The 23001-nt window shown below is 74.8% G+C and carries 18 protein-coding genes and 1 riboswitch; of the genes, 6 read left to right on the forward strand and 12 right to left on the reverse strand.

The annotated features are described in order from the left end of the window. Positions 1-5: 5 nt before the first annotated feature. Positions 6-1109, reverse strand: coding sequence for a 5-methyltetrahydropteroyltriglutamate--homocysteine S-methyltransferase (locus Ani05nite_RS10215; protein WP_203767144.1), 1104 nt, complete (start codon positions 1107-1109; stop codon positions 6-8). A 156-nt stretch (positions 1110-1265) separates the two neighbouring features. Between Ani05nite_RS10215 and Ani05nite_RS10220 the strand changes: the two genes are divergently transcribed. Next, positions 1266-2138 (forward strand): S1C family serine protease, encoded by an 873-nt coding sequence (locus Ani05nite_RS10220; RefSeq protein ID WP_203767145.1) that lies wholly within the window; start codon positions 1266-1268, stop codon positions 2136-2138. Positions 2139-2170: 32 nt separating this feature from the next. Here the strand turns inward: Ani05nite_RS10220 and Ani05nite_RS10225 are convergent, their stop codons facing one another. Continuing rightward, complete coding sequence (locus tag Ani05nite_RS10225) at positions 2171-5632, reverse strand: ATP-binding cassette domain-containing protein (RefSeq protein WP_203767146.1); 3462 nt, start codon at positions 5630-5632, stop codon at positions 2171-2173. 174 nt (positions 5633-5806) lie between these two features. On the opposite strand from Ani05nite_RS10225, the gene Ani05nite_RS10230 reads away from it, so the two are divergent. After that, positions 5807-6088 carry a DUF1905 domain-containing protein gene (locus Ani05nite_RS10230; protein WP_203767148.1) on the forward strand — a complete coding sequence of 94 codons (282 nt, stop codon included), beginning with the start codon at positions 5807-5809 and terminating at the stop codon, positions 6086-6088. 9 nt (positions 6089-6097) lie between these two features. Here the strand turns inward: Ani05nite_RS10230 and Ani05nite_RS10235 are convergent, their stop codons facing one another. The 4 genes from Ani05nite_RS10235 to Ani05nite_RS10250 all read right to left on the reverse strand — a co-directional run bounded on the left by Ani05nite_RS10235 (position 6098) and on the right by Ani05nite_RS10250 (position 8944). Beyond that, a complete protein-coding gene (locus Ani05nite_RS10235) occupies positions 6098-7279 on the reverse strand; it encodes a metallophosphoesterase (protein WP_203767150.1) in 1182 nt (393 codons plus the stop codon). Between the two features lie 24 nt (positions 7280-7303). Further along, complete coding sequence (locus Ani05nite_RS10240) at positions 7304-7969, reverse strand: nucleoside/nucleotide kinase family protein (protein WP_203767152.1); 666 nt, start codon at positions 7967-7969, stop codon at positions 7304-7306. Positions 7970-7986: 17 nt separating this feature from the next. Next, positions 7987-8637: a hypothetical protein gene (locus Ani05nite_RS10245; RefSeq protein WP_203767778.1), complete on the reverse strand. Its 651-nt coding sequence runs from the start codon at positions 8635-8637 to the stop codon at positions 7987-7989. Between the two features lie 64 nt (positions 8638-8701). Continuing rightward, complete coding sequence (locus Ani05nite_RS10250) at positions 8702-8944, reverse strand: hypothetical protein (RefSeq protein WP_203767154.1); 243 nt, start codon at positions 8942-8944, stop codon at positions 8702-8704. A 303-nt stretch (positions 8945-9247) separates the two neighbouring features. On the opposite strand from Ani05nite_RS10250, the gene Ani05nite_RS10255 reads away from it, so the two are divergent. After that, entirely contained in the window at positions 9248-10060 is an 813-nt protein-coding gene (locus tag Ani05nite_RS10255; protein WP_203767157.1) for a polysaccharide deacetylase family protein, read from the forward strand. Next, on the forward strand, positions 10057-11112 hold the full coding sequence (locus Ani05nite_RS10260) for a glycoside hydrolase family 26 protein (protein WP_203767160.1): 1056 nt from the start codon (positions 10057-10059) through the stop codon (positions 11110-11112). The genes Ani05nite_RS10255 and Ani05nite_RS10260 overlap by 4 nt, the downstream gene beginning before the upstream one ends. Here Ani05nite_RS10260 and Ani05nite_RS10265 read toward each other — a convergent pair. From Ani05nite_RS10265 to Ani05nite_RS10290, 6 genes are all read right to left on the reverse strand, one after another. Beyond that, positions 11102-11971 carry a bifunctional 5,10-methylenetetrahydrofolate dehydrogenase/5,10-methenyltetrahydrofolate cyclohydrolase gene (locus Ani05nite_RS10265; protein ID WP_203767162.1) on the reverse strand — a complete coding sequence of 290 codons (870 nt, stop codon included), beginning with the start codon at positions 11969-11971 and terminating at the stop codon, positions 11102-11104. The genes Ani05nite_RS10260 and Ani05nite_RS10265 overlap by 11 nt on opposite strands. A 15-nt stretch (positions 11972-11986) precedes the next feature. Continuing rightward, a riboswitch (ZMP/ZTP riboswitch) is annotated at positions 11987-12070 on the reverse strand. Next, a complete protein-coding gene (locus Ani05nite_RS10270; RefSeq protein WP_203767164.1) occupies positions 12070-12984 on the reverse strand; it encodes a DUF1616 domain-containing protein in 915 nt (304 codons plus the stop codon). It overlaps the preceding riboswitch by 1 nt. Beyond that, positions 12981-15833, reverse strand: a complete 2853-nt coding sequence (locus Ani05nite_RS10275; RefSeq protein WP_203767166.1) for a hypothetical protein — start codon at positions 15831-15833, stop codon at positions 12981-12983. Before Ani05nite_RS10275 ends, Ani05nite_RS10270 begins: the two co-directional genes overlap by 4 nt. A gap of 128 nt (positions 15834-15961) precedes the next feature. Beyond that, entirely contained in the window at positions 15962-17350 is a 1389-nt protein-coding gene (locus Ani05nite_RS10280) for a glycosyltransferase family 2 protein (protein WP_239129604.1), read from the reverse strand. Beyond that, complete coding sequence (locus Ani05nite_RS10285; RefSeq protein ID WP_203767167.1) at positions 17347-18303, reverse strand: glycosyltransferase family 2 protein; 957 nt, start codon at positions 18301-18303, stop codon at positions 17347-17349. Before Ani05nite_RS10285 ends, Ani05nite_RS10280 begins: the two co-directional genes overlap by 4 nt. 50 nt (positions 18304-18353) lie before the next feature. After that, complete coding sequence (locus tag Ani05nite_RS10290) at positions 18354-19370, reverse strand: glycosyltransferase family 2 protein (protein ID WP_203767168.1); 1017 nt, start codon at positions 19368-19370, stop codon at positions 18354-18356. 1630 nt (positions 19371-21000) lie between these two features. On the opposite strand from Ani05nite_RS10290, the gene Ani05nite_RS10295 reads away from it, so the two are divergent. Beyond that, on the forward strand, positions 21001-21948 hold the full coding sequence (locus Ani05nite_RS10295) for a sulfotransferase (RefSeq protein WP_203767169.1): 948 nt from the start codon (positions 21001-21003) through the stop codon (positions 21946-21948). Positions 21949-21985: 37 nt separating this feature from the next. Continuing rightward, a complete protein-coding gene (locus Ani05nite_RS10300) occupies positions 21986-22900 on the forward strand; it encodes a hypothetical protein (RefSeq protein ID WP_203767170.1) in 915 nt (304 codons plus the stop codon). Positions 22901-23001: the final 101 nt, after the last annotated feature.

The following is a 23001-nucleotide window of genomic DNA, read 5'->3' on the forward strand; positions in this document are numbered from 1 at the left end:
CCCGCTCAGCCCCAGACCTCCCGGGCCGTCTCCACGACCAGGCGCAGCTTGGCGAACTGCTGCTCCTCGGTGAGCGCGTTGCCCTCCACCGTGGACGAGAAGCCGCACTGCGGCGACAGGCACAGCTGGTCCGGGTCGACGTACTTCGCCGCCTCGTCGATGCGCCGCTTGAGCTGGTCCTTGTCCTCCAGCGCTCCGCGTTTGGTGGTCACCAGGCCGAGCACCACCCGCTTGCCCGGCGGGACGAAGCGCAGCGGCGCGAACCCGCCGGAGCGCTCGTCGTCGAACTCCAGGAAGAAGCCGTCCACGTTCAGCCGGGTGAACAGGGCCTCCGCGACGAAGTCGTAGCCGCCCGACGCGGCCCAGGAGGAACGGAAGTTGCCCCGGCACATGTGCGTGGTGATCGTCATCCCCGCGGGCCGGTCGTCGATCGCCGCGTTGATCTGCCGGATGTAGCGCTCGTGCTGGTGCTGCGGGTCGCCGCCCTGCGCGGCGACCAGCTCGCGCTGGGCCGGATCGTTGAGGTAGGCCAGGCTGGTGTCGTCGAGCTGCAGGTAGGTGCAGCCGAGCCCGGCCACCCGGCGGATCTGCTCGGCGTAGGCCGCGCTGAGGTCGTCCCAGAACTGCTCCAGGTCGGGGTAGACGGCGGCGTCGATCGCGGCCCGGCCGCCCCGGTAGTGCACCATGCTCGGCGAGGGGATGGTCAGCTTCGGCGTGGCCGCGCCCACCTGCGACCGCAGGTAGGTGAAGGCGTCGGCGAAGATGGTCTGCTCCAGGCGTACGGGGGCGGCGACGCGCAACGCGGGCGGGTCGAACTCGATGGTCCCGTCCTGGTTGTGGAACTGCACGTGCATCCGCTCCTCGGCCTGGGTGATCCCGCCGAGCTGGTAGATGAAGTCCATGTGCCAGGAGGTACGGCGGAACTCGCCGTCCGTGGCCGACTCCAGGCCGATCTCCTCCTGCCGGCGCACCACCTCCGCGATCGCCGCGTCCTCCACGGCGCGCAGCCCGTCGGCCGGCAGGGTCCCGGCCGCGAACTGTTCCCGGGCCCGCAGCAGGGCGGCGGGACGAAGCAGGCTCCCGACGTGATCGGCGCGAAACGGCGGCATCCATCGACCCTGCCACCGCCGCCGCAACCCGGCAACCCGGACCCGGCCGGCCCGCGGTCCGGTTCAGCAAACCCACAGACGGCTCACCGGCGGCTGACAAGGTGCCGGGCGACAGTGGGTGTCATCACCGCTCACCGATGCGAGGCGAGGCGCGCCATGACCGATCTGCTGACCCGGCCCCCGTACACCGAGGAGACGTCCGCCGGCGCCACCCCGCCGGTCCTGCCGCCGCACGTCGACAGCCATCGCGGCGGGGGAGAGCGGCGCTGGCCGCGGCGGGTCGCCGGTGGCGCCGCCGTGCTCGCCCTGATCGCCGGCGGCGGTGCGGCCGGTGGCTTCGCCGCCGAGCACTACGCCGGCCGGGACGCCGCCGCCGCCACGGCTACCACCGCGACCGCGGCCGCCGTGGCCGGGAGCGACAGCCTCGCCGCGGTCGCCGCGAAGGTGTCGCCCAGCATCGTCACCGTGCTCATCGACGGCGCGACCGAGTCGGCCCTCGGCTCGGGGGTCGTGCTCGGCGCCGACGGGCTGATCCTGACCAACAACCACGTCATCTCCTCCGGCGGCACGGTCAGCGTGCGGCTGGCCGACGGACGGACGGTGCCGGCCGCCGTGGTCGCCGCCGACAGCACCCACGACCTCGCGCTGGTCCGGGCGAGCGGGGTGTCGGGGCTGACCCCGGCCACCTTCGGCGCCGATGCCAGCGTCGCCGTCGGCGACACCGTGCTGGCGTTCGGCGCGCCGCTCGGGCTGGAGGGCACCGTCACCTCCGGCATCGTGAGCGCCCTGGACCGCGAGGTCGGCACCGGCACCGAACAGCTGACCGGCCTGCTGCAGACCGACGCCGCGATCAACCAGGGCAACTCCGGCGGCGCGCTGGTCGACACCTCCGGCAACGTCATCGGCATCAACGTCGCCATCGCCACGGCCGGCGACCGGAGCACCGGCAACGTCGGCGTCGGTTTCGCCATCCCGGCCGGCACCGTCACCACCGTGGTGCGCCGGCTCGAGGCGTCGGCCGCCGCCTGAGCCCGGCGCCGCACCCGGGGGTGCGGCGCCGGTCAGCCGGCCAGGTGGCCGAACCTGTCCTCCAGCTCGGCCCAGGAGCCCTGCGCGACCGCGCGGCCGCCGATCAGCACGACCACCTTGTCGGCGCGCGACAGCGCGGCCCGTTTCGACGTCGAGCCGACCACCGTGACGCCGTGCCGGCGCAGCGCCCGCCACAGTTCCAGCTCGGTCGTGACGTCCAGCGCGGACGACACGTCGTCGGCGATCAGCAGCTCCGTACGCGGCGCCAGCGCCCGGGCCAGGGCCAGCCGTTGCAGCTGGCCGCCGGACAGCCGGGTGCCCTTGTGGCCGATCAGCAGTTGCAGCCCGCCGCCGGCCGCCGCCAGGTCGTGCTCGAGCTGGGCGGTGGACACCGCGTCCTCGGCGTCCACCGCGTGCCCGAGCCGGATGTTGTCCGCGACCGTGCCGGACAGCACCCGGGGCAGCTGCGCCACGTAACCGACCTGGTTGGGCCGCAGGAAGACCTCCGGCTCGTCCACCGGCCGGCCGTTCCAGGTCAGCGTCCCGGTGTGGTGCACGATGCCGGCCAGCGCCCGCAGCAGCGACGACTTGCCCGCGCCGACCGGGCCCACGACCAGCACCAGCTCGCCGCGCTCGACGACCAGGTCGACGTCCTTCGCGCCCACCGTGCCGTTCTCGTGCACCGCGCTGAAGCCGGACAGCTCCAGCCGGCGCAGCGGATTGCGCGGCGCCGCCGCCGGCGCGTCCGCGGTGCCGCGCGCGATGTCCACGCCCGGCACCTGGGCCGAATACTCCGCCACCCCGGCCATCGCCACCGTGCGCCGGGTCCACACCCGGGCCGACGGGAAGTGCGACACCAGCGACGCCGTGGTCCAGGCGAACCACCGGGCCGCCCCGAGGGTCGCGACGGCGATCAGCGTCGCCGCCGCCGACAGATGCCCGGCCAGGTACAGCGCCCACGCCGCGATCGGGAGCAGGCCGCTGACCACCGACGGCGTGGACCGGGCCCACACCTGGATCGCGATCTCCCGGCGCTGCCGGTCGCTGCGGGCCGCGTCCAGCCCGGCCAGGTGCTCCAGGACCGGGGCGGTCGCGCCGGCCAGCTTCACCGTGCGCGCCGCCGACAGCGAGGAGACCAGCGCGGTCGCGAACGCGGCCCGGGCCGCCACCGTACGCCGGGCCGCGCGTTCCAGCCGCGGCCCGAACAGCGTCGCCGCCAGCCCCGAGACGACCATCGTGCCGGCGAAGAAGGCGGCCGGCACGTACGAGCGCGAGGCCGCCGTCATCGCCACGACCATGATCAGGCTGATCGAGGTGTCGATCAGGTTGTCGGCCAGCATGACGACCCGTTCCGTGTCGCCGCCGTGCGCCACGACCTCGGCCGGGGTGTACTTGCTGACCCGGCGCGGGCCGATCTGCCCGTGCACCAGCCGCATGCTGATCCGCAGCATCTGCCGGACCCACCACTCGGGGAACCAGGCGCCGGTGTAGTACAGCGCCGGGATGGCCACGAGCAGCCCCGCGGTGATGCCCAGCGCCGGCCCCATCGGGTCGCCGATCCCGTCGACCACCCGCGACCACAGCAGCGGCAGGACCGCGCCGTCCAGGCCGAGCAGCACCAGGACCACGAAGAACGCGATCGCGGCCAGCCCGTACCGGGGGTCGTTGGTGGTCAGCCGGGCGATCTCGCGCATGGTGCGCGCGGGCGGCGCCGGCGGCAGCGGCGGCGGGTCGGCCATCGGCAGCGCCGCGCCGAGCTCGGTGGGTTCCGGCTCCTGCGGCTCGCGTTCGAGCAGGGCCACCCCGCCGGACGTGCGGGCCGGCGCGGCGACGCTGGAGCTGGCGAGCAGCTCGGCGAAGCGCCGGGACTCGCGCAGCGGGCCCGCCTCCAGCACCTCGCCGTCGGCCAGCACGATCACCTCGTCGCAGCGGCGCACCGAGGAGAGCCGGTGCGCGACGATGACGCCGATCCGGCCCTCCAGCAGCCGGTCCGTGGCGCGCTGGACCCACGCCTCGGTGACCGGGTCCATCCGGGCGGTGGCCTCGTCGAGGATCACCACGTGCGGGTCGCGGACCAGGATCCGGGCGAACGCGACGAGCTGCTCCTGCCCGGCCGACAGCACGTAGCCGCCCTCGCCGAGCCGGGTCTCGACGCCGTCGGGCAGGCCGGCGGCCCAGGCGGTCAGGCCCAGCTCGGCCAGCGCGGCGCCGGCCCGGGGCAGCAGCTCCGGGTCGAACAGCGCGATGTTCTCGGCCAGGGTGCCGGCCAGGATCTCGGTGCGCTGCGGGACGATGGCCGTCCACCGGCGCAGCCCCTCGACGTCGAGGTCGACCAGGTCGACCTCGCCCAGGAAGACGGTGCCGCGGGGCACGTCCACGGCCCGGGTCAGCACCTTGGCCAGGGTCGACTTGCCCGAGCCGGTGCGCCCGATCAGCGCGTACGAGCGGCCGCGGGCGAACGACAGGGTGACGTCCCGCAGCGCCGGCGGGCGCCCGGAGTCGGCGCCGCCGTAGCGGAAGGTCAGGCCGCGCACCCGCAGGTCGCCGTCGACCGGCGGCAGCCCGTCGGTCGGCTCCTGCGGCAGGCCGCGCAGCGACTGCACCCGGCTCCAGGCGCCGAGCGCGTTCTGCAGCTCGGGCACCATCCGGGTGACGTGCTCCAGGGTGCCGCCGAAGCCGAGCGCGAGCAGCCACACGGCGGTGAGCCGGGCGCCGTCGATGTGCCCGGCGGTCAGCGCCCAGGCGCCGACGATCACCAGCGTGGCGATCAGCACCCGGGTGATCGCGCCGGCGCCCAGTGTCACCCGCGAGGAGGTCGTCCACACCTTGCGCCCGCGGACCAGCACCTCGCGGGCGCGCTGGGCGTAGAGCCGGCGCACGTACGGGGCCGCCAGGCTGGTCCGCACGTCGTCCTGGCCGTGGACGGACTCCTCCATCACCGCGGCCAGGTCGGACCAGGCCTCCTCCTCGCGCACCCGCAGCGGCGAGATCCGCTGGATCGGCCGGGTCAACACGGCCACCAGCAGGAACGACACCGCCAGCAGGCCGAGCCCGGCGGGCCACCAGGCGAAGAACGCCGTGACGATGGACAGCACCGCGACCGCCAGCGACTGGGCCAGCCGTACGCCGCTGCCCCGCAGCTCGGAGCCGACCTGGTAGACGTCGCTGTCGATGCGGTCCAGCAGCTCGCCGACCGCGGTGTTCTCCAGCCTGGTCAGCTCCTGGCCGAACGCCACCCGGCACAGGCCGCGGCGCACCGAGGCGGCCCAGTCGGCGGTCAGCCCGGCGACCAGCAGCCCCACGGTGACATCGCTGAGCACCGAGGCCACCAGCGCGACGGCGAGCAGCGCGAACAGCGGCACGGAGCGGTCGACCAGGACGGCGCCGGCGAGACCGAGCGCGCCGGCCTGACCGGCCGCGCCGATCACGATGAGGACGGCCACGAGGCCCGTGCGCCGGGGCGAAGTCCCCCATAAGTCGCGAAGCAGGCGCATCGAAAGTCCTCAGGATAGGGGGCGGGCGGTGCCTCCATCCTGCGGTTCGCGCGGTGCCGGCTCAACGCAATTACGGTCCGGTGACTATCGCCTGCGTCACCCTGGTGGTGATGTCGAGGACCGGGCCGTGGCTTCTACCTCAGGACACAAGCCCAGGAGAGGGAGGCGAACACCATGAGGACCGGACCACTGGACCGCGACTTCACGGCGGTGCTGGAGAAGAGCGCCGCGGACAACGGCTGGACGTACGTGATCATGCCGGACTCGGCGGCCTTCTTCGGCACCCGCGGCCTGGTCAAGGTGCGCGGGACGATCGACGGCGAGCCGTTCACCAGCTCGTTCATGGCGCTGGGGGACGGCCGGCACAAGCTGCCGGTCAAGGCCGCCGTGCGCCGCCGGATCGGCAAGCAGGCGGGCGCCGCCGTCACGGTGCACCTGGCGGAGCGGCTGAGCTGACCGGCCGGGTCAGCCGGCGCGCAGGGTGAGCAGCGTGATCTCGCTGGGGGCGAAGATCCGGAACGGCGGGCCCCAGAAGCCGGTGCCGCGCGAGGTGTAGAGCTGGGTGCGCTCGCCGTGCCGGCTCAGGCCCTGCAGCACCGGCTGGTCCAGCCGGACCAGGTAGTGGAACGGCCACATCTGCCCGCCGTGGGTGTGGCCGGAGATCTGCAGGTCGACGCCGTGCGCGACGGCCCCGGCGACCTGCTGGGGCTGGTGGGCCAGCAGCAGCACGGGCAGCTCCGGCGCGGCGCCGGCCAGCGCCGCCTCGTGGTCCATGTGGTGCCCCGGCACGCCCGAGCCCGCGGCCGTACGGTCGTCGACGCCGGCCACCACCAGGCTGCTGCCGTCGCGGGTGACCACCAGATGCCGGTTGTGCAGGGCCTCCCAGCCCAGCGAGGCCATGTGCTCGACCCAGCGCTGGGCCCCGCTGAAGTACTCGTGGTTGCCGGTCACGTAGACCCGGCCCAGCTTCGCCCGGACGTCGCCCAGCGGGGCCGCCTGCTCCCGGCGCTGGGCGACCTCGCCGTCGGCGATGTCGCCGGTGTGCGCGACCAGGTCGGCGTCCAGCGCGTTGACCACGTCGACGACGCCGCGGGACCAGCGGGCGCGGTCGATCGGGCCGTAGTGGGTGTCGGTCAGCAGCACGACCTTCAGGCCGTCGAGACCCGGGCCGAGCCGGGGGATGCGCACCTCGACGCGGCGGACCCGGGAGACCCGCATCGCCTCGGCGTACCCCCAGAGCAGCAGGACCGTCGCGACCACCGCGACCACCGCCGTGACGATGCGGGAGCGCGCCGGGTCGGCGACGCCCGCCAGTGCCAGCGCCGCCCGCAGCACCAGGCTCAGCACGGACCAGACGAACAGCACCCACACGACGCCCAGCAGGGTGTCGGAGGCGCGGGCGGCGGCGTCGCGGTGGTGCCGGCCGTGGCCGCTGACCATCAGGAACGGGAACGCGACCGCGGCCGCGGCGACCAGCGCCGTGCCCGCGGCGAACACCGCCGCCGGCCACCGGTTGCCCGACCAGACCAGCGTCCACCAGGGCACGCCGAACAGCAGCAGCAGGACGGCGGCGACGATCAGGCCGAAGCGCAGGGCCCGGCCGCGCCGGCGACGCGGCGCGGCTTGCACGGTTTCTCCCACAGACACACGGCGAAGTCTGCCACGGGACGCTCAGCGCGGCGGCGGGGTGCCGATGCTCTCGATCAGCGCGGCCGGCACCAGCAGGTCCGCCCGGCCCCGGGTGGCCGCGATCAGCTCGGCGTTGCGCTCGTCGGTGCCGGTCGCCCAGGCCGCCGCGACGTGCTCGTCCTTGCCGAAGCGGACGTGCCGGTCGACGAGCCGGCGCAGCCGCGAGGTCCGGTCCAGGTCGGCGTACCAGACCTCGTCGACCAGCGGCCGGACCCGCTCCCAGCCGCCCGAGTCCAGCATGAGGTAGTTGCCCTCGGTGACGATGAGCCGGGCCGCCCGGGGCACCCCGATGGTCCCGGCGATCGGCTGCTCGATGAGCCGTTCGAAGCCGGGCGCGTAGATCATCTCGTCGGTGTCCTCGCGCAGCCGGCGCAGCAGCGCCGCGTAGCCCAGCGGGTCGAAGGTGTCCGGGGCGCCCTTGCGGTCGCGGTTGCCGAGCCGCTCGAGCTCCACGTCGGCCAGGTGGAAGCCGTCCATCGGCACGTGCGCGACCCAGCCCGGGGCCGGCCGGGCCAGCGCCGCGACCAGCTCCTCGGCCAGCGTGGTCTTGCCCGCCCCGGGCGCGCCGGCGATGCCCAGCACCGCCCGGCCGCCGTCGCGGACCAGCGCCCGGGCCCGGGCGACGAGCCCCTCGAACGTGACGGTCATGACCCGTAGGGTACGGGCTACAGCCCCAGGCGCAGCGCGGTGACGCCCGCCGGGGAGAGCGGCCGCAGCGTCGCGCGCCTCAGGTCGGCGTGCACGGCGCCGGGCAGCTGGGTGCCGAGCGCGCACAGCGCCGGATAGTGGTCGAGCACGTCGCGGTGGCTCAGGGCGCCGACGCCGATCAGCAGGCCGTTGACCGCCGACGGGTTGCGGGCCAGCGTCGCGCACAGCTCCATGCGCCACACCGGGTCGTCGACGTGCGCGGCGAACTCGCGGGCGATCCGGTTGCTGGCCGAGTACGTCTCGTCGGGCGCGGCGTGGCGTCCGGAAGGGGCCAGCACCGGCGCCATCCGGACCACGATGCCCAGGTGCAGGGCCAGCTCCGGCACGGTCAGCACCTCGAGGCCGAACGAGCAGGTGTCGCAGAGCGGCCGGAACGTCTCGGCGTGCACGACCACGGCCGGACGGGGACAGTCGGCGGCCGGGCTGCACACCGTGTCCATGATGATCTCGGCGAGCCGGCCGGCCTCGTCGAAGCGGCCGATGCCGAAGTACGCCGCCGGTGACTCCCGGTACCGGGCGAGGGCGGCGGGCTCGCTGCCGTAGCCGTCCGGGTCGATCCCGATGCGGGGTACGCCGTGCTGTGCTTGGAGCTGGATGAGCCGGAACATCCTGGTCACTCCCCGGGTCGTGAGGTCGGTGCATCCGGGGGTACGCAGCAGGATGTCCGGCGGTTCACTCCTTACGCTGGGTATAAGAAAAGTGGCGCCGCGCGCGGTGACCGGTCAGGCGGAAGCAGTCGAAAGTCACTGCGTGTAAGGCGTACGTCGCGGCGGTGAGGGCGAGCAGCATGCCCCCGAGCACGACCGCCAGCCGGGCGTCGAGCACCCGCCAGGCGGTGGGCAGGGCGGCGGCGGCGAGCACGAGCCCGGCCTCCAGGGTGGCCTCGGCGAGCCGGCGGGCACGGTCCGGTTTCATGGTCACACCCTGTCCCCGCCGGGGGCGCCGCCGCTTCCCTCCGCAGCCGGATCGCGGCTATGACTTTCGGCGGAGGCCCGGCGCCGCCACGGTCCGCCGCCGGGAGGAGAAAGTGACCGCCTCCGATATCTCGAGCACCGCCCCCGGGGCGGCCCTGGACACTCCCGAAACTGCGCCGTAACGTGGCCTGAGCGGCGGCGATGCCCGGCCGGCGCCGCCACCGACGGAGCCCGGCAAACCACGAAGCTCGCCGGGCTGGCGACCGATAATGGTCATGTCTGTCGGCGGTGGGAGGAACGAGCGGTGACCGGTGCGGCCCCGCCGGCATGGCAGTCCATGCCGGCGCTGATGTATCACTCCGTGTCCGCCGTCGGCGGCCCGTTGAGCGATCTCGCCGTGCCCCGCAGCCGCCTCGCCGAACAGCTCGGCGCGCTCACCGCCGCCGGCTACCGGCTCGTCGGGCTCTCCGCGGCCCTCGACGAGCTGGCCCGGGGCAGCACCGACAAGCTGCTCGCGGTCACCTTCGACGACGGCTACCGCGACTTCCTCACCGCCGGCGTGCCCGTGCTGGCCGAGGCCGGCGCCGGCGCCACCCTGTACGCCTCCGTCGGTCACCTCGGCGGACCGGCCGGCTGGCTGGGCCGCTGGGCCCCCGACTTCGGCCGGCTGCTCAGCTGGGACGAGCTGGCCGAGGTGGCCGACGCCGGCATCGAGATCGGCAACCACAGCCTGCTGCACCACCCGCTCGACGTGCTGCCGGCCGCCGCCCTGCGCGAGGAGACCGTGCGCAGCAAGGACGAGCTGGAGCAACGGTTGCAGCGCCGGGTCCGCAGCTTCGCGTACCCGCACGGCTACAACGGTTCCCGGGTCCGGGCCGCGGTCCTGGCCGCCGGGCACGACAACGCCACCGAGGTCGGCCGGCGGCTGCACCGGCCGGGGGAGCGGCGCTTCGCCGTACCCCGGTTGCAGCCCACCCCGGCGATGACCGGGGCCGACCTCGTCGCCCTGGTCGCCGGCGGCGGGTCGCCGCTGGTGCCGCAGCTCAAGCGGCTCGCCCAGCCCGGCTGGCGGGCGGTCCGCCGGGTCGCCCGGGCGGCCGGCCGGAACCTGACGTGACACCCGCCCACCGGGCCCCGGGCCGGCTGACCCGCCGGCACCTCGTCGGGGGCCTCGCCGCGCTCGCCGCCGTGCCCGCCGCCGCGCTGGCCGTGCGCGCGGTCGGCCGGGACGAGACCCCCGCGGAGGCCACCAGCTCGCCGGGACGCCCGGCCACCGCCACCCCGCGGCCCGGCGCGAGCAGCACCCCGGCAGCCGTCACCAAGGGCGGCGGCCCGGTGCCGTTCCGGCCCGGCCGGGCGATGCTCGGCGCGTACCTCGGGCTCGAGGGCCGGTCGCTGACCGAGAGCCTGGCCCTGCGCCGCGGCCAGCTCGGCCGCGACCAGCGCATCGTGCACGTGTTCTACGACTTCACCGATACGCTGCCGCGCACGGTCGAGGCGCTGCCGGCCAAGGCCACCCCGATGGTGTCGTGGCGCGGCTGCCCGCTGGCCGACATCACCTCCGGGGACAGCGACGCGCTCATCGCCCGCGCCGCCCGCCAGCTCAAGCAGCAGGACCGGCCGGTGCTGCTGCGCTGGGGCTGGGAGATGAACGGCGACTGGTACAAGTGGAGCGCCGCCCGCAACGGCAAGGACGGCAAGGCGTACGTCGCGGCCTGGCGGCGCCTGCACGACATCTTCGCCGGGGAGAAGGCGACCAACGTGTCCTGGGTGTGGAGCCCGAACTGGAACTCCTCCCCGGTGGCCGAGTGGAACACCTTCGCGGCGCTGTACCCGGGCGACGAGTACGTCGACTGGGTCGGCGTCTCCGGCTACAACCTGCACCGGGAGACCCCGGACAAGCTGTTCGGCGGGATCTACCAGGCGTACGCCGCGCGCAAGCCCCTCCTGATCACCGAGGTGGGCGCGATGGACCGCGGCGGGCGTACCAAGGCGGACTGGATCGCGTTGCTGGCGGCGTGGGTCGAGGCGCACCCGGGGGTGGGCGGGGTCACGTGGTTCGACACCGACACCCACCCCGGGTACGCCGAGAAGTGGCGCATCGACACCGACGCCGAGTCGCTGGCCGCGTACAAGGCGATGGCGCAGAGCGCCCGGTTCAGCGGCTAGCCTTCTCCGCCGCCTCGATCGCGTTGCGGAACAGCATGGCGACCGTGGTCGGGCCCACGCCGCCGACCCGCGGGGTGATCGCCCCGGCCACCCGCGCGACCTCCTCGGCCACGTCGGGCAGCAGCCGCCGGCCCTCGTAGCGCACCCCGGCGCCGACCACCGTCGCGCCCGGCCTGACGTGCTCGGGCTGGATGATGCCGGGCACGCCCACGGCGGCGATGAGGATCTCGGCCCGCCGGGTGTAGCGCTGCCAGTCCGGCACCCCGGTGTGCACCACCGTCACCGCGGCGTTCGCGGTGGGGCGCTTCTGCGACAGCAGCATGGCCAGCGGGCGCCCGATGGTCGCGCCGCGGCCCAGGATGACCACCTCCCGGCCGGCGACCGGCACGTCGTGGTACGCCAGCAGCGCCTCGATGCCCGCCGGGGTGCACGGCCGCGGCCCGGGCAGGCCCACCGAGAGCCGGCCCAGGTTGAGCGGGTGCATGCCGTCGACGTCCTTGTCCGGGTCGACGGTCAGCAGCGCCGCGTCGTAGTCGATGTGCGCCGGCGGCGGGTACTGGATCAGCAGGGCGTGCACGGCCGGGTCGGCGTTCAGCGCGTCGATCGCCCGCAGCAGGTCGTCCTGCGTGGCGTCCGCCCCCAGGTGCACGTGCGGCGAGACGAAGCCCAGCTCGGCGGCCTGCTTCTGCTTGATCCGGATGTACCCGGCGCTGGCGTCGTCGTCGCCGACCAGGACGGTGGCCAGCGACGGCTGCACCCCGCCCTCGCGCAGCTTCGCCACGCGCTGCCGGACGTCGGCCAGCACCTCGTCGGCCACCGGCTTGCCGGGCAGCAGCCTGGCCATGTGTTCTTCGGACATCCGCTTCCACTTCGGCGTGGGCACCCAGGCGGACGGCCCCCACGGCGAGCTCCCCGATGGTGGTCCCCATCCTCGATGCCGCCAGTCGCGTGTCCGCGTCAGTCTACGGCGCTGACGTAGAGAGTCCGGTAGGCGGTGGTGTCCCCCGCGCGGTAGAGGTTCACGGTCAGCCGTTGCGCGCCGGGCAGGCTCAGCGTCTCGCTCCAGGCGCCGTCGCCGCTCACCGTGACGGTGCGCTGCAGCGTGGTGGTGCCGGACGGCCCGGCCACCCGTACCGTGTACGGCCCGTCGGCGGCCAGCAGCCCGCTCGCCGAGACCCGCACCGCGCGGTTGCCGGCCGCGTCGACCGGGCCCGACGGCGCCGCCGCCAGCGCCGTCACGACGGTGTCGTGCGTGGCCCGGGAGGTGGTGAACGACAGCCAGCTCGCCCCGGCGAGCACGCCGGCGACCAGCACCAGCGGCAGGAACTGGCGCAGCAGCCGGCGCCGCCGGGCCCGGTCCTCGGCCGCGGCCCGCTGCTCGTCCTCGGCCGGCGGCACCACCGGCACGATCGACATGACGATCGTGCTGGCCTCGGCCACGCCCGGCGCCGGCAGCCGGAGCGTGTTCTCCTCGACCTCCATCCGCACCAGCTTCTCGCCGACCGGCCGCCGCGGCGCGGGTCCGGCGGCCACCGGCGTTCGGCGCCGCATCATCCGCGCCGCCACCACGGCCGCCAGCGTCACGCCCACCGTGGACACGGTCCACGCGAGCCGGTCGATGCGCAGCCCGACCCCGTGGACGACCAGGCCGGCGACGATCAGCACGCCCATGCTCAGCGCGGGGGTGAGCACGGTGCGCTCGACCGCGGTCAGCGACCGGCGGCGGAACAGCACCCCGAGCAGGGCCATCCCGGGCAGCACGAAGCCGAGCAGCAGACCGCCGGCGATGGCGGCCGGCCGCGGCCCGGCCAGCACGGCGGCGCCGGCGGCCAGGGCCAGGGCGGCGAGGACGCGGGACAGCAGGGCGCTCACTGGACCCCCGTCCGGTAGATGCGGACGGTGCCGTTGTCGTAGAGCCGGTCGACCCCGGCCAGCGTGTCGAACTTGCCCAGCTGCCCGACGGTCAGCGGCGAGGTGATCTGCCCGGAGCGCGGGTCGCTCTCGAAGTACGCGCCGCTCTCCGGCAGCTGGGTGCTCAGCCGCCGGTCCACCACCAGGTACTGCACGTGCAGCCGCTGCGCGAGGTCGTCCTGGTCCAGGCCCCAGGTGTCGGCGTAGTACAGCGGGCCGACCTCGCGCACCGGGTCCTGGCGGCCGTACGTGGAGGCCAGCGACACCGAGGTCGCGTCGCCGCCGACCCGGTTGCCCGGGCCCAGCGTCTGCCGCTGCCAGTCGGCCGAGGCCACCCCGTACGCGTCGACCGAGCGCTCGTACCCGCCGGCCAGGTACGGCCCCGGCAGGATGGACGCGATCGGCGGCCATCCGCCGGCCCGCGCCCCGATCATCAGCAGCGTGATCATCGCCGAGCCGGCCGCGACCCGGCTGTAGAGGTTCCAGCCGCCCGGCACGATCACGTCGATGGCCGGGGCGGCGGCCCGCCACCGGTGGCCGTCGGCGTCCCTGGCCGGGATCAGCTGCACGCCCCGGACCAGGCCGATCGCGGCCAGGATGGAGATCGGCACGTAGGTGAAGGTGGACAGCCGGCCGGCGATCTCCGGGCCGTTCTGGCCCAGGAACCGCACCCCGTTGCCGGCGAAGAACACCAGCCCGCCGGCGACTGCCGCCCACCGCCACCAGTCCCGGTCGCGGCGGTGCACCATGTCGCGGGTCACGGCGAGGGCGAGCACCAGCAGGCCGAGCAGGCCGGCGCCCTGCACCACCAGCTGGCCCACCGAGACGGGCGCGCTGGCCGAGGCCGCGTCGCTCTCCCCGGAGACCAGCTGCGCCACGGTACGGCGGACCTGCTCCACCGGCTCCTCCAGGTAGCCGACGACGTCCGTGGCGACCAGCAGGATCCACGCCGCCACCACCACGGCCGCCGCGCCGGGCATGACCAGCGCCGACCACCGCCGCGGCTGATCCACCACCAGCTCGGCCACCGCCAGCAGCAGCAGCGTCGCGACCAGGGCCAGGGCGGTGACGTGGTGGCTGACGGTGGTCAGCGCCATCGACACCCCGGCCAGCGCCACGAAGGTGCGGCCGCCCTCGGCGCGCCACCGCCGGACCGCCCAGATGGTCAGCATGAAGAACGGCAGCGCGGCCGTCTGGTACAGGAACATGGAGTTGAAGAACAGGTAGTGCAGGGCGGTCGCGTACGTGGCGCAGGCGACGCCGGCGACCGCGGGGGAGTTGCTGGCCCGCAGCACCACGGCGAACAGCACGCCGACGAAGACGAGGTGGGCGATCCCGGCCACGACGACCCCGGCCGCGGTGACCGGCAGCCCGGTCATCTCCGCGGCGGCGGCACCCAGCTCGGCCAGGCCGGGGAAGTGCTCGGCGGGCGGCAGCGCCGGGTTGGGCCGGAACAGCTCCCCGGACTCCACGATGATGGTCGTGGCCAGCCAGTGCTGCAGCTCGTCGGGGAACCGGAACTGGTCCGGGCTGTACATCCACTTGAGCAGGTACTGGTGCAGGGCGAGCCCCATCACCAGCAGGAACGACTCGGCGACCCCGGCCATCCGGCGGCTGAGCAGCCGCACCACGACCGGCGTGAAGACCACGACCTGCCCCACCCAGTACGCGAACGGGGCGTTGCCGGTGCTCACCCGCCCGCCGGCGTAGGCCAGCGCGACCATGAGCACGCCCAGCGCGGAGATGGTCAGCACGGCCGGCGCGTGGCCCAGGTCGAGCGGCTCGCGGCGGGCGCGGGCGGGCTTGGGCGCGCGGCCGGGATCGGGCGGGGGAGCGGCCTCGGTCCGCTGCCCGTCGCGCCGGCCGGGCACGACCGGGATGACGGCGGTGACGACCTCGGTCGGCGGGGCGACGGTGGCGGCGGTCCGCACGACGGGGATCACCACGGTGTCGTCGTGCGCCCGGGTCAGGATGACGACGGTGTCCTCGCCGGGGGAGCGGGGTGCGGGGTCGGGCTCCCGGTCCGCGGGGGGCGCCTCCTCCGGCTGCGGTGGCGGGGCCGGCAGCGTCAGGACGACGGTGTCGTCGGCCGCGGGCGGCAGGCGCAGCACCACGGTGTCCTCGACGTCCGGCTCGGGGCCGGCCGGGTCGGCGACGGGCTCAACCTCGACCTCAGCGTGAGCTTCGCGCTCGGCAGGAGCCTCAACCTCAACCTCAGGTCGAGACTCGGGCTGAGGCACGGTGTCATCCTTACCGCTCTTGACCTGCTGAATGTCCGTTTCGTCGCCGGGCCGGTCGGGGGCCGGGGCGGCGGGCCGGGGGTCCGGCTCGTCCTGGATCTCGGCCGCGTCCGTGGCGTCCCCGGTCCCGCTCTCTCCCTCGGCCGGAGCCTCCGGTGCGTCGCCGGCGTGCTCCTCGCCCGCCTCGGCCGGCGTCGTGCCGGTGTCGGCCGGCGCCGCCACGGCGGCCGGGATCACCACCTTGGGCACACCCGAGGTGGTCTGGATGTCCGCGACCGCGGGCCCGGACGCCTCGGCGCCGGACGGTGCTGCCGGGCGTACCCGGGCCGTCCCGCGCGCCGGCTGCTCCCCGCCCGGCTGCTCCCCGCCCGGTCGGTCCCGGTCCGGGCGTGGCTCCGGCCGGGCCGGTTCGGGCGGGCGCGGGCCGGCCGCACGCTGGTCCGCCATGAGCTGGGCCTCCGCGGCGTCGGGGGACTCGAACTGCTGGATGGACGTCATCGGCGTGGCCGGGCGCAGCACCGGTCCGTCGTCCGGTTCGCCGGATCCGGGGGACGGGTGCGCGCTCAGCATGCGGCCACCGCCCCGGTCGGTCGGTCCGGGGCGGCGCACGCGCGGTCCGATCGCCACATCTGCTTCCTCCTGACCGAGAATGCCCGGTGACGGGGGAAGTTTCCGGTGAACGGCTGAGTCGGCACGATTCAGCGGCCGCTCCGGGTCCGGGCCCGGGCCGCCCGGCGGCCCCTGAGGTAGGCGCGCGGACCCGCCAGCATGCCCTTGCGGTTGGCCGTGAGCAGTTCCCGCGGGAAGTCGTCGCGCAGGGTCGACACCCGCAGGCTGTCCTTGCTGGTCAGGTCGCGCAGCGCGCCCGGGGCCAGCTTGAGCAGCGGCCACAGCAGGCCGGGCCGGCGCAGCAGCAGGCTGGTGTAGGCGGCGGTCAGCCCGGCGCCGTAGCCCACCATCTGCTTGTGCAGGCCCTCGAGGTCCCGCCGGTGGTAGTGGTGGGTGACCGCGGTGGGCTGGTAGACGATGGTGCCGCCGCCCAGCAGCACCTGGGTGAAGGCCAGCGTGTCCTCGGAGCCCATCGCCGGGGTGCCGGCGCCCAGCGCGGTGTCCCAGCCGCCGATGCGCTCGATGACGCCGGGCCGGAAGGTCATGTTCGCGCCGGTGCCGAACGGCGGCAGCGGGTACAGCGGGCTCTGCCGGTGCGCGGTCGCCGGGCCGAACAGGTCCGGGGTGAAGCCGCGGCCCTTGCTGTGCCCGCCGAACTGCTCGAACCACAGCTGCGCCCGCGTCTCCAGCTCGGCCGGCACGATCACGCCGGAGACCACGTCGGCCTCCGGGTGGTCGGCCAGCGCCCGGGCCACCTCGGCCAGCCAGTGCACGTCGGCGTACTCGTCGTCGTCGATCCAGGCCAGGATCTCGCCGGGCGCCGCCGCCACCGCCGCGTTGCGGGCGAAGGACAGGCCGGCGCGGGGCTCGAGCAGGTACTCGACCGGGCCGCGGCGGGCCGCCGAGCGGACCACCTCGGCGGTGGCGTCGGTGACCGGGGCGTTGTCGACGACCAGGATCCGGAAGTCGGGGTAGGCCTGGGCGAGCAGGCTGTCCAGGCAGCGGGCCAGCGCGCCGGGCCGCTCCCGGGTGCAGACCACCACGGTGACCGGCGGGGCGGCGGCCAGCACCGCGCGGCGCCGGGCCAGGAAGGCCGGCTCGGCCGCCGGCGTGATGCCGTCGATCGGCAGCGTGCTCAGCGCCAGCTCGGCGAGCCGGGGCGCCAGCGCCGGGCCGAGCTCGGCGGTGATCGCGGCGGCCAGCTCGGCGGGCCGCAACCCCTGCTCCGGTACGGCGGTCAGCACGGCCCCGAGCGGCTCGGTGAACAGCCGCACCAGCACCCATGCCTGGAGCACGCGGCGCCCGTCCGCGCCCACCCCGGCGACCGTCGGCAGCGGGTCGGACAGCTCCAGGTCGAGCAACGTGGCGGGCAGCGCCTCCCCGCGGGGCTCGAACGCGGGCGCGGTGATCATCTCGTCGGTGCGCTGGGCCGGCACCCACACCTTGCCGTTCACGCCGGCCTGGTTCGCGGCGGTCATCGGGTCGCCCCGGCGACGACGGTGCGGCGGCCGGCCACGGTCTCGACGACGCCGCCGACCCCGGCCGCGGCGACGCCGGCCAGCACCCCGCCGGCCTTGAGGGCGTGGTGCGCGCCCCGGCCGCGGGTGGCGGCGACCAGGTTGCGGAGCACCGCGCGCGGCAGCGACCGCAGGTAGTCCCGTTCCGAGCCGAGGCTCTCCGAGCCGTCCAGCAGGCCGGCCATCGCGACCTTGCCGCGCCCCTCGGCGTAGCAGCGGCGCAGGAAGAAGCCGAACGTGGACCGGCTCGCGGGCACCTCGTGGCGGATGACCGCGTCGGGGACGTACATCCAGTGGCCGCCGGCCAGCGCGCTCATCCGCAGGCACAGCTCGGTGTCCTCGGGGCGGTTCTGGTTGCCCAGCTTGCCGAAGCCGGTGCGGAAGCCGCCGACGGCCAGGAAGGTGTCGCGGCGCACGACCATGCTGGCCGACCACACGTTGCGGATCGGCGCGGTGGTGGTCGGCATGCCGGCGTACGAGCCGCCGACCGCCCAGAGGAACTCCTCGGGCATCCAGGCGGGCTTGGCGCCCTCCCAGTCCGGGTCGATGCCGCCGCCCGCGCCGACCACGGCCGGGTCCGCCGCCAGCGGCTTGACCAGGTTCTCCAGCCACTGCGGGCAGGCCACCGTGTCGTCGTCGAGGAACGCGATGAGCGACGTGCTGGTGTGGAACGCGCCCGTGTTGCGGTTGCCGGACACGCCCCGGGTGTAGAGGTTCTCCAGGACGGTCACGCCGCCCAGGTCGCGTCGGGTCCGGCGGAACAGCACCGGGTTGTGGTCGACCACGACGACGATCTCGGCGGGGGCGTACGTCTGCGACCGGGCCGAGGCGACGGTCCGCACCAGGGCGTTCCAGCGCTGCTCGCTGTGGGTCGGGATGACGATGCTGACGGCGGGGCGGGGGGTGGGTTCCACGCGGGTGCTCCTCGGGGACGGTGGGGGACCGGGCGGGCGAGCGGGAGAGCTCAGTCCTCGCGGGTGGCGCGGGCCTGCAGCGCCTTGATGTCGTCGGTGCGGCGGGTGCCGACGTCGTCGCGGCGCAGCCCGCGGTTGAGGTGCGCGACGTGCTGGCGGGGGTCGCCGGCCGGGGTGACCCCGGCGACGGGCGGCCGGTTGACGACCTTGTTGAGCGCGCGTACGGGCGGGGCGGCGGCGGGCGTGGCGGTCGGGTGCTGGTGCACGATGACCCCGCCGGCCCGGCTGCCGCCGCGGCGCTGGCGGCGCATCCGGCCGTACTCGCTGAAGATCGTGCGCAGCACCCGGAAGCCGTCGCGGAAGGTGTTCAGGTTGCTCTGGCCGTGGATGCGGGCGTGCTCGATGCTGCCGACCTCGCCGACCCGCATCCCGTCGGCCGCCGCCCGGATGTTGATCATCGTCTCGATCTCGAACCCGTCGCCCCACAGCTTGCTGCCGTCGGTGGGCCGGGGCAGGGTCGGGTCGGGCAGGGCCAGCGTCGGCACGACGCGGCGCCAGAAGGCGTTGTAGCCGTAGCAGAGGTCGGTGAAGCGGGTCCCGAACAGGACGTTCACCACCAGGTTGAGACCGTCGTTGCCGAGCTTGCGCAGCGGGGTGATGTCGTGGCTGTGCCCGCCCTTGTCGAAGCGCGAGCCCTTGACGAAGTCGGCGCCGGCGACGAGCTCGGCGACGAAGCCGGGGATCTCGGCCGGGTCGGTCGAGCCGTCCGCATCGATCATCACGATGATGTCGCTCGTGCAGGCGGCGAAGCCGCAGGCCAGCGCGTTGCCCTTGCCGGTACGGGTCTGCTGCACGATCACCACGTCGGGGCGCAGCTCGCGGGCCACGGCCACCGTCCGGTCCAGCGACCCGCCGTCGACCACGATCACCTCGTCGATGCCGTCGGGGAGCTTGGCGAACACGTGCGGGAGGTTCCGCTCTTCGTTCAGGGTCGGAATCACGACGCTTACGGTCGGTGACGACTGCCCATTACTCGGTGTGTTGCCCGAGGTCGTGGAAAGCTGCATGTCGGTCCCTTCGGGGGCGGCAGATGCGACGTAATCGGCGTTTTCCGGGGGCAGGAACGCAGGTCGCCCGCTTCTGCCGCCAAATCTAGCAACACGCTACGTAGCGTCAACTAACCAAAGGGCCAGGGTGACGATGCCCGTGCGGTGAACCCTGACCAATCGAATGACCTGGGGTTATTCACATGGGCAACAAGATCACCCGTAGGCCCCAGTCGTCACACGCAGTAACGGACACGCGGGTACGGCAACGCCGTGACGGCTCTTGCCGGCCCATTCGGGCGAAGTGCCGCCGGGAGGGCCGAGAAGTAGACATAGTCAATATGTCGGATAACACCGAGTGATCCGAATCACTCACAGTGACGTCACTGCGTGTAGTTTCCAAGTTGCAAACGGGTGAGATTTTGCCCGGGTCCCCCGCCGGGAGCGTCGATGGCTAAGTTGTCACCGTGGAGTTCTCGCCGGCGGTGGGCCGGGACGCGGGGTGTACAGCACTGTGGGTGATCCGGTGAAAACGACCGACGCGCTGTGTGTCTGCGGCCATCAGCGGGCCGCCCACGAGCACCACCGGGCCGGCACGGAGTGCGCCTTCTGCGGGCCGCAGGTGTGCCCGCGGTACCGGCGGCAGCGGTGGTGGCATCGGCGGGGCTGAGCTGCTTCAGCTGGGCCGAGCTGGCTCCGCCTTTCGCCTCCTCGCCTTTCGCTTCTTCGCCTCCCGCCTCTTGGCCTCCCGCCTCTTCGCAGCTCGGTCGAGCTGCCTTCCTCGCCTCTCCGTCTCTCCGCCGCGCCGGCCGAGCCGGGCCGATCCGGGCCGAGCCGAGCCGATCCGGGCCGAGCCGAGCCGATCCGGGCCGAGCCGAGCCGATCCGGGCCGAGTCGGGCCGAGTCGAGCCGATCCGGGCCGAGCCGAGTCGAGTCGAGCCGAGCCGAGCCGGGCCGAGCTGGGTCGAGCCGAGCCGAGCGGAACCGGGCCGAGCGGAACCGGGCCGGGCGAAGCCGGACCGAGCCGGGCCGAGCGGAGCCGGGCCGCTGCGGGGCCACCGCTGGTCGTGCCGGGCGCTGCGGGGCCGCGCTTTGGCCGTGCCCGGTCGACTCAGGCCGCCGCCTGCCGTGCATGGCCGTGCCGGACGGTTTCGGACTCGCCCTCGCGGTGGGGGTCGTGCCGGCCGTCTCGGGACACCCCTGGCGCGCCGGGCCGCCCCTGGCCGTGCCGGGCGCTGCCGACCCGCGCTCCGGCCGCGGGGGTCGCTAGGGCGGCCCCCTCGCGGTGCTGGGCTTGTCGGGTGGTTTCGCGCCGACCGCGCCGGATCGCGTCGGGCCGGCGTCCTTGCGGTACCGGGGCGTGCCGGGTGGCTTCGCGCCGGCCGCGCCGGATCGCTTCGGGCCGGCGTCCTCGCGGTGCCGGGCCGTGCCGGGTGGCCTCGCGCCGGCCGCGCCGGTCGTCTCAGCCCGGCCCCTCGCAGCGCCGGACCGCCGTCACAGGAAAGCGACCCCTCGAAGCGGCCGCGTCAGCCGCTCAAGCTGTGGACACCGACTCGCCAAAACATACCGCGCCTGTAGGCTAACTCCGACTTCGCGGGACGCCGCCCATCCCACGGTCGTGCCGCCGCACCGTACGAGGAGGTAGCTCCCCATGCCGCTCCCGGACTTCCTGATCGCCGGCGTCCCCAAGGCGGGCACCACGGCGCTGCACGCGGCCCTGGTCCGGCACCCGCAGCTGTACCTCGCCAAGGTCAAGGAGCCGAAGTTCTTCCTCTCCGACGGCCGCCCGCCCACCTCGGGCGGCCCCGGCGACGTGCAGACCTACCAGGAGCACGTCTGGCGCCGCGCCGACTACGAGGCGTTGTTCGCCCCCGCGCCGCCGGGCGCGGTGCGGGGCGAGGCCACCCCGTTCTACCTGTACGACCTGGCCGCCCACGAACGCATCCGCGCGCTGGTCCCGGACGCGAAGCTGATCCTGCTGCTGCGCGACCCGGTGGACCGCGCGCACTCCAACTGGACCCACCTGTGGAATGCCGGCCTGGAGCCCGAGGCCGACTTCCTCACCGCCTGCCGGGCCGAGGAGCAGCGCCGGGCGCGGGGCTGGGCGCCCTTCTGGCACTACGTCGGTCTCGGTCTCTACGGCCGGCAGGTGCAGCACCTGTTCACGGTGTTCCCCCGCGAGCAGGTGCTGCTGCTGCGCTACCGGGAGCTCAAGGACGCGCCCGCCGCCACCCTGGAGCGGGTGTGCGACTTCCTCGGGGTGCCGGCCGGCGGGCTGCGCGAGATCCCCCGGGAGAACGTGAACCGGCACGTCGTCGAGGACACCGGCGTCAACCGGGTGCTGCGGGCCCTGCTGCGCGCCGGCGGGCACTTCGGCCACCGGTTCCCCGTACCGGTGCGGCTGGCCGCCCGCGGCCCGATCCTGACCGTGCTGCACCGCAAGCGGGGCTCCCGGCCGGTGACCACCCCGCGGGAGCGGGCGGCGCTGCTGCCGTCGTTCGCCGAGGACATAGCGTTGCTGCAGGACGTCACGGGGGAGCGCTACGACGACTGGCTCTCGGTGGACCGACACGCCGACGTCCGGCGGCTTTCCCGCTGAACGCCCGTCCCGACACCCGCCACGAAACGGAGCCACCTTGTCCCTCGGAACGCATGCTCTGCCGTTGCCCCGCTGGGAGGACGCCACGGTGGTGGTCGAGCCGCCCGGCGACGAGCCGGGGGCGTGGGCGGGGGCGCCGTCCTCCGTCGTCGCGGACGGCGAGGTCTACCTGGCGTACCGGCTGCGCCTGCCGGTCGGTGCGGGCCGGGGCATCGCCAACGTCGTCGCCCGCTCCGCCGACGGCCTGCACTTCACGGTCGTGGTCGAGCTGGGCAAGGACGCGTTCGGGGCCGAGTCGCTGGAGCGCCCGGCCCTGGTCCGTACGCCGCAGGGCCGCTGGCGCCTCTACGTCAGCGCCGCCACCCCGGGCACCAAGCACTGGCGCGTCGACCTGCTCGAGGCCGCCACCCCGCGGGGCCTGGCCACCGCCACGCCGCGGACGGTGCTGGCCGGCGACGAGACCGTGGGCGTCAAGGACCCGGTGCTGCACCACGACGAGCACGGCTGGCACCTGTGGGCGTCGGTGCACCCGCTGGAGTCGTGGGACGACGCCGACCGGATGACCACCGAGTACGCCACCAGCCCGGACGGCGTGCGCTGGACCTGGCGCGGCACCGCGCTCGCGGGCCGGCCCGGGCAGTGGGACGCCCGCGGGGTGCGCGTCTCCTCGGTGTCGGTCACCGGCGACGCCGTCGTGGTCGCGTACGACGGCCGGGCCACGGCGGGGGAGAACTGGGAGGAGCGCACCGGCACGGCCCGGGGGTTCCGCCGGCCCGACGGCAGCTTCGGCGAGCTCACCGCGGAGGACGGCGAACCGGTCGGCAGCCCGCACGCCCCGCACGGGCTGCGCTACCTGAGCCTGGTGACTCTGCCGGACGGCCGGCGGCGCCTCTACTACGAGGCCACCCGCGCGGACGGCGCCCACGAGCTGCGGACCGAGCTGGCCTCCTGAGCCGGCCGCCGGCCGGTGAGAGCGGGGTCACCAAGATCGGGCCCGGCTCACCGACCGTGACCGGCCTGCCCTAGCGTCGGTTGCTGAACGCCCGGTCTCCG

The organism is Actinoplanes nipponensis (genome assembly GCF_016862275.1).
In the GTDB taxonomy this organism is placed as follows: domain Bacteria; phylum Actinomycetota; class Actinomycetes; order Mycobacteriales; family Micromonosporaceae; genus Actinoplanes; species Actinoplanes nipponensis.

Excerpts from the sequence above, each read along its gene's own strand:
- Ani05nite_RS10215 (WP_203767144.1), bottom strand. The coding sequence starts at position 1,109 with ATGCCGCCGTTTCGCGCCGATCACGTCGGGAGCCTGCTTCGTCCCGCC.
- Ani05nite_RS10220 (WP_203767145.1), top strand. The coding sequence starts at position 1,266 with ATGACCGATCTGCTGACCCGGCCCCCGTACACCGAGGAGACGTCCGCC.
- Ani05nite_RS10225 (WP_203767146.1), bottom strand. The coding sequence starts at position 5,632 with ATGCGCCTGCTTCGCGACTTATGGGGGACTTCGCCCCGGCGCACGGGC.
- Ani05nite_RS10230 (WP_203767148.1), top strand. The coding sequence starts at position 5,807 with ATGAGGACCGGACCACTGGACCGCGACTTCACGGCGGTGCTGGAGAAG.
- Ani05nite_RS10240 (WP_203767152.1), bottom strand. The coding sequence starts at position 7,969 with ATGACCGTCACGTTCGAGGGGCTCGTCGCCCGGGCCCGGGCGCTGGTC.
- Ani05nite_RS10245 (WP_203767778.1), bottom strand. The coding sequence starts at position 8,637 with ATGTTCCGGCTCATCCAGCTCCAAGCACAGCACGGCGTACCCCGCATC.
- Ani05nite_RS10250 (WP_203767154.1), bottom strand. The coding sequence starts at position 8,944 with ATGAAACCGGACCGTGCCCGCCGGCTCGCCGAGGCCACCCTGGAGGCC.
- Ani05nite_RS10265 (WP_203767162.1), bottom strand. The coding sequence starts at position 11,971 with ATGTCCGAAGAACACATGGCCAGGCTGCTGCCCGGCAAGCCGGTGGCC.
- Ani05nite_RS10275 (WP_203767166.1), bottom strand. The coding sequence starts at position 15,833 with ATGCTGAGCGCGCACCCGTCCCCCGGATCCGGCGAACCGGACGACGGA.
- Ani05nite_RS10280 (WP_239129604.1), bottom strand. The coding sequence starts at position 17,350 with ATGACCGCCGCGAACCAGGCCGGCGTGAACGGCAAGGTGTGGGTGCCG.
- Ani05nite_RS10290 (WP_203767168.1), bottom strand. The coding sequence starts at position 19,370 with ATGCAGCTTTCCACGACCTCGGGCAACACACCGAGTAATGGGCAGTCG.
- Ani05nite_RS10295 (WP_203767169.1), top strand. The coding sequence starts at position 21,001 with ATGCCGCTCCCGGACTTCCTGATCGCCGGCGTCCCCAAGGCGGGCACC.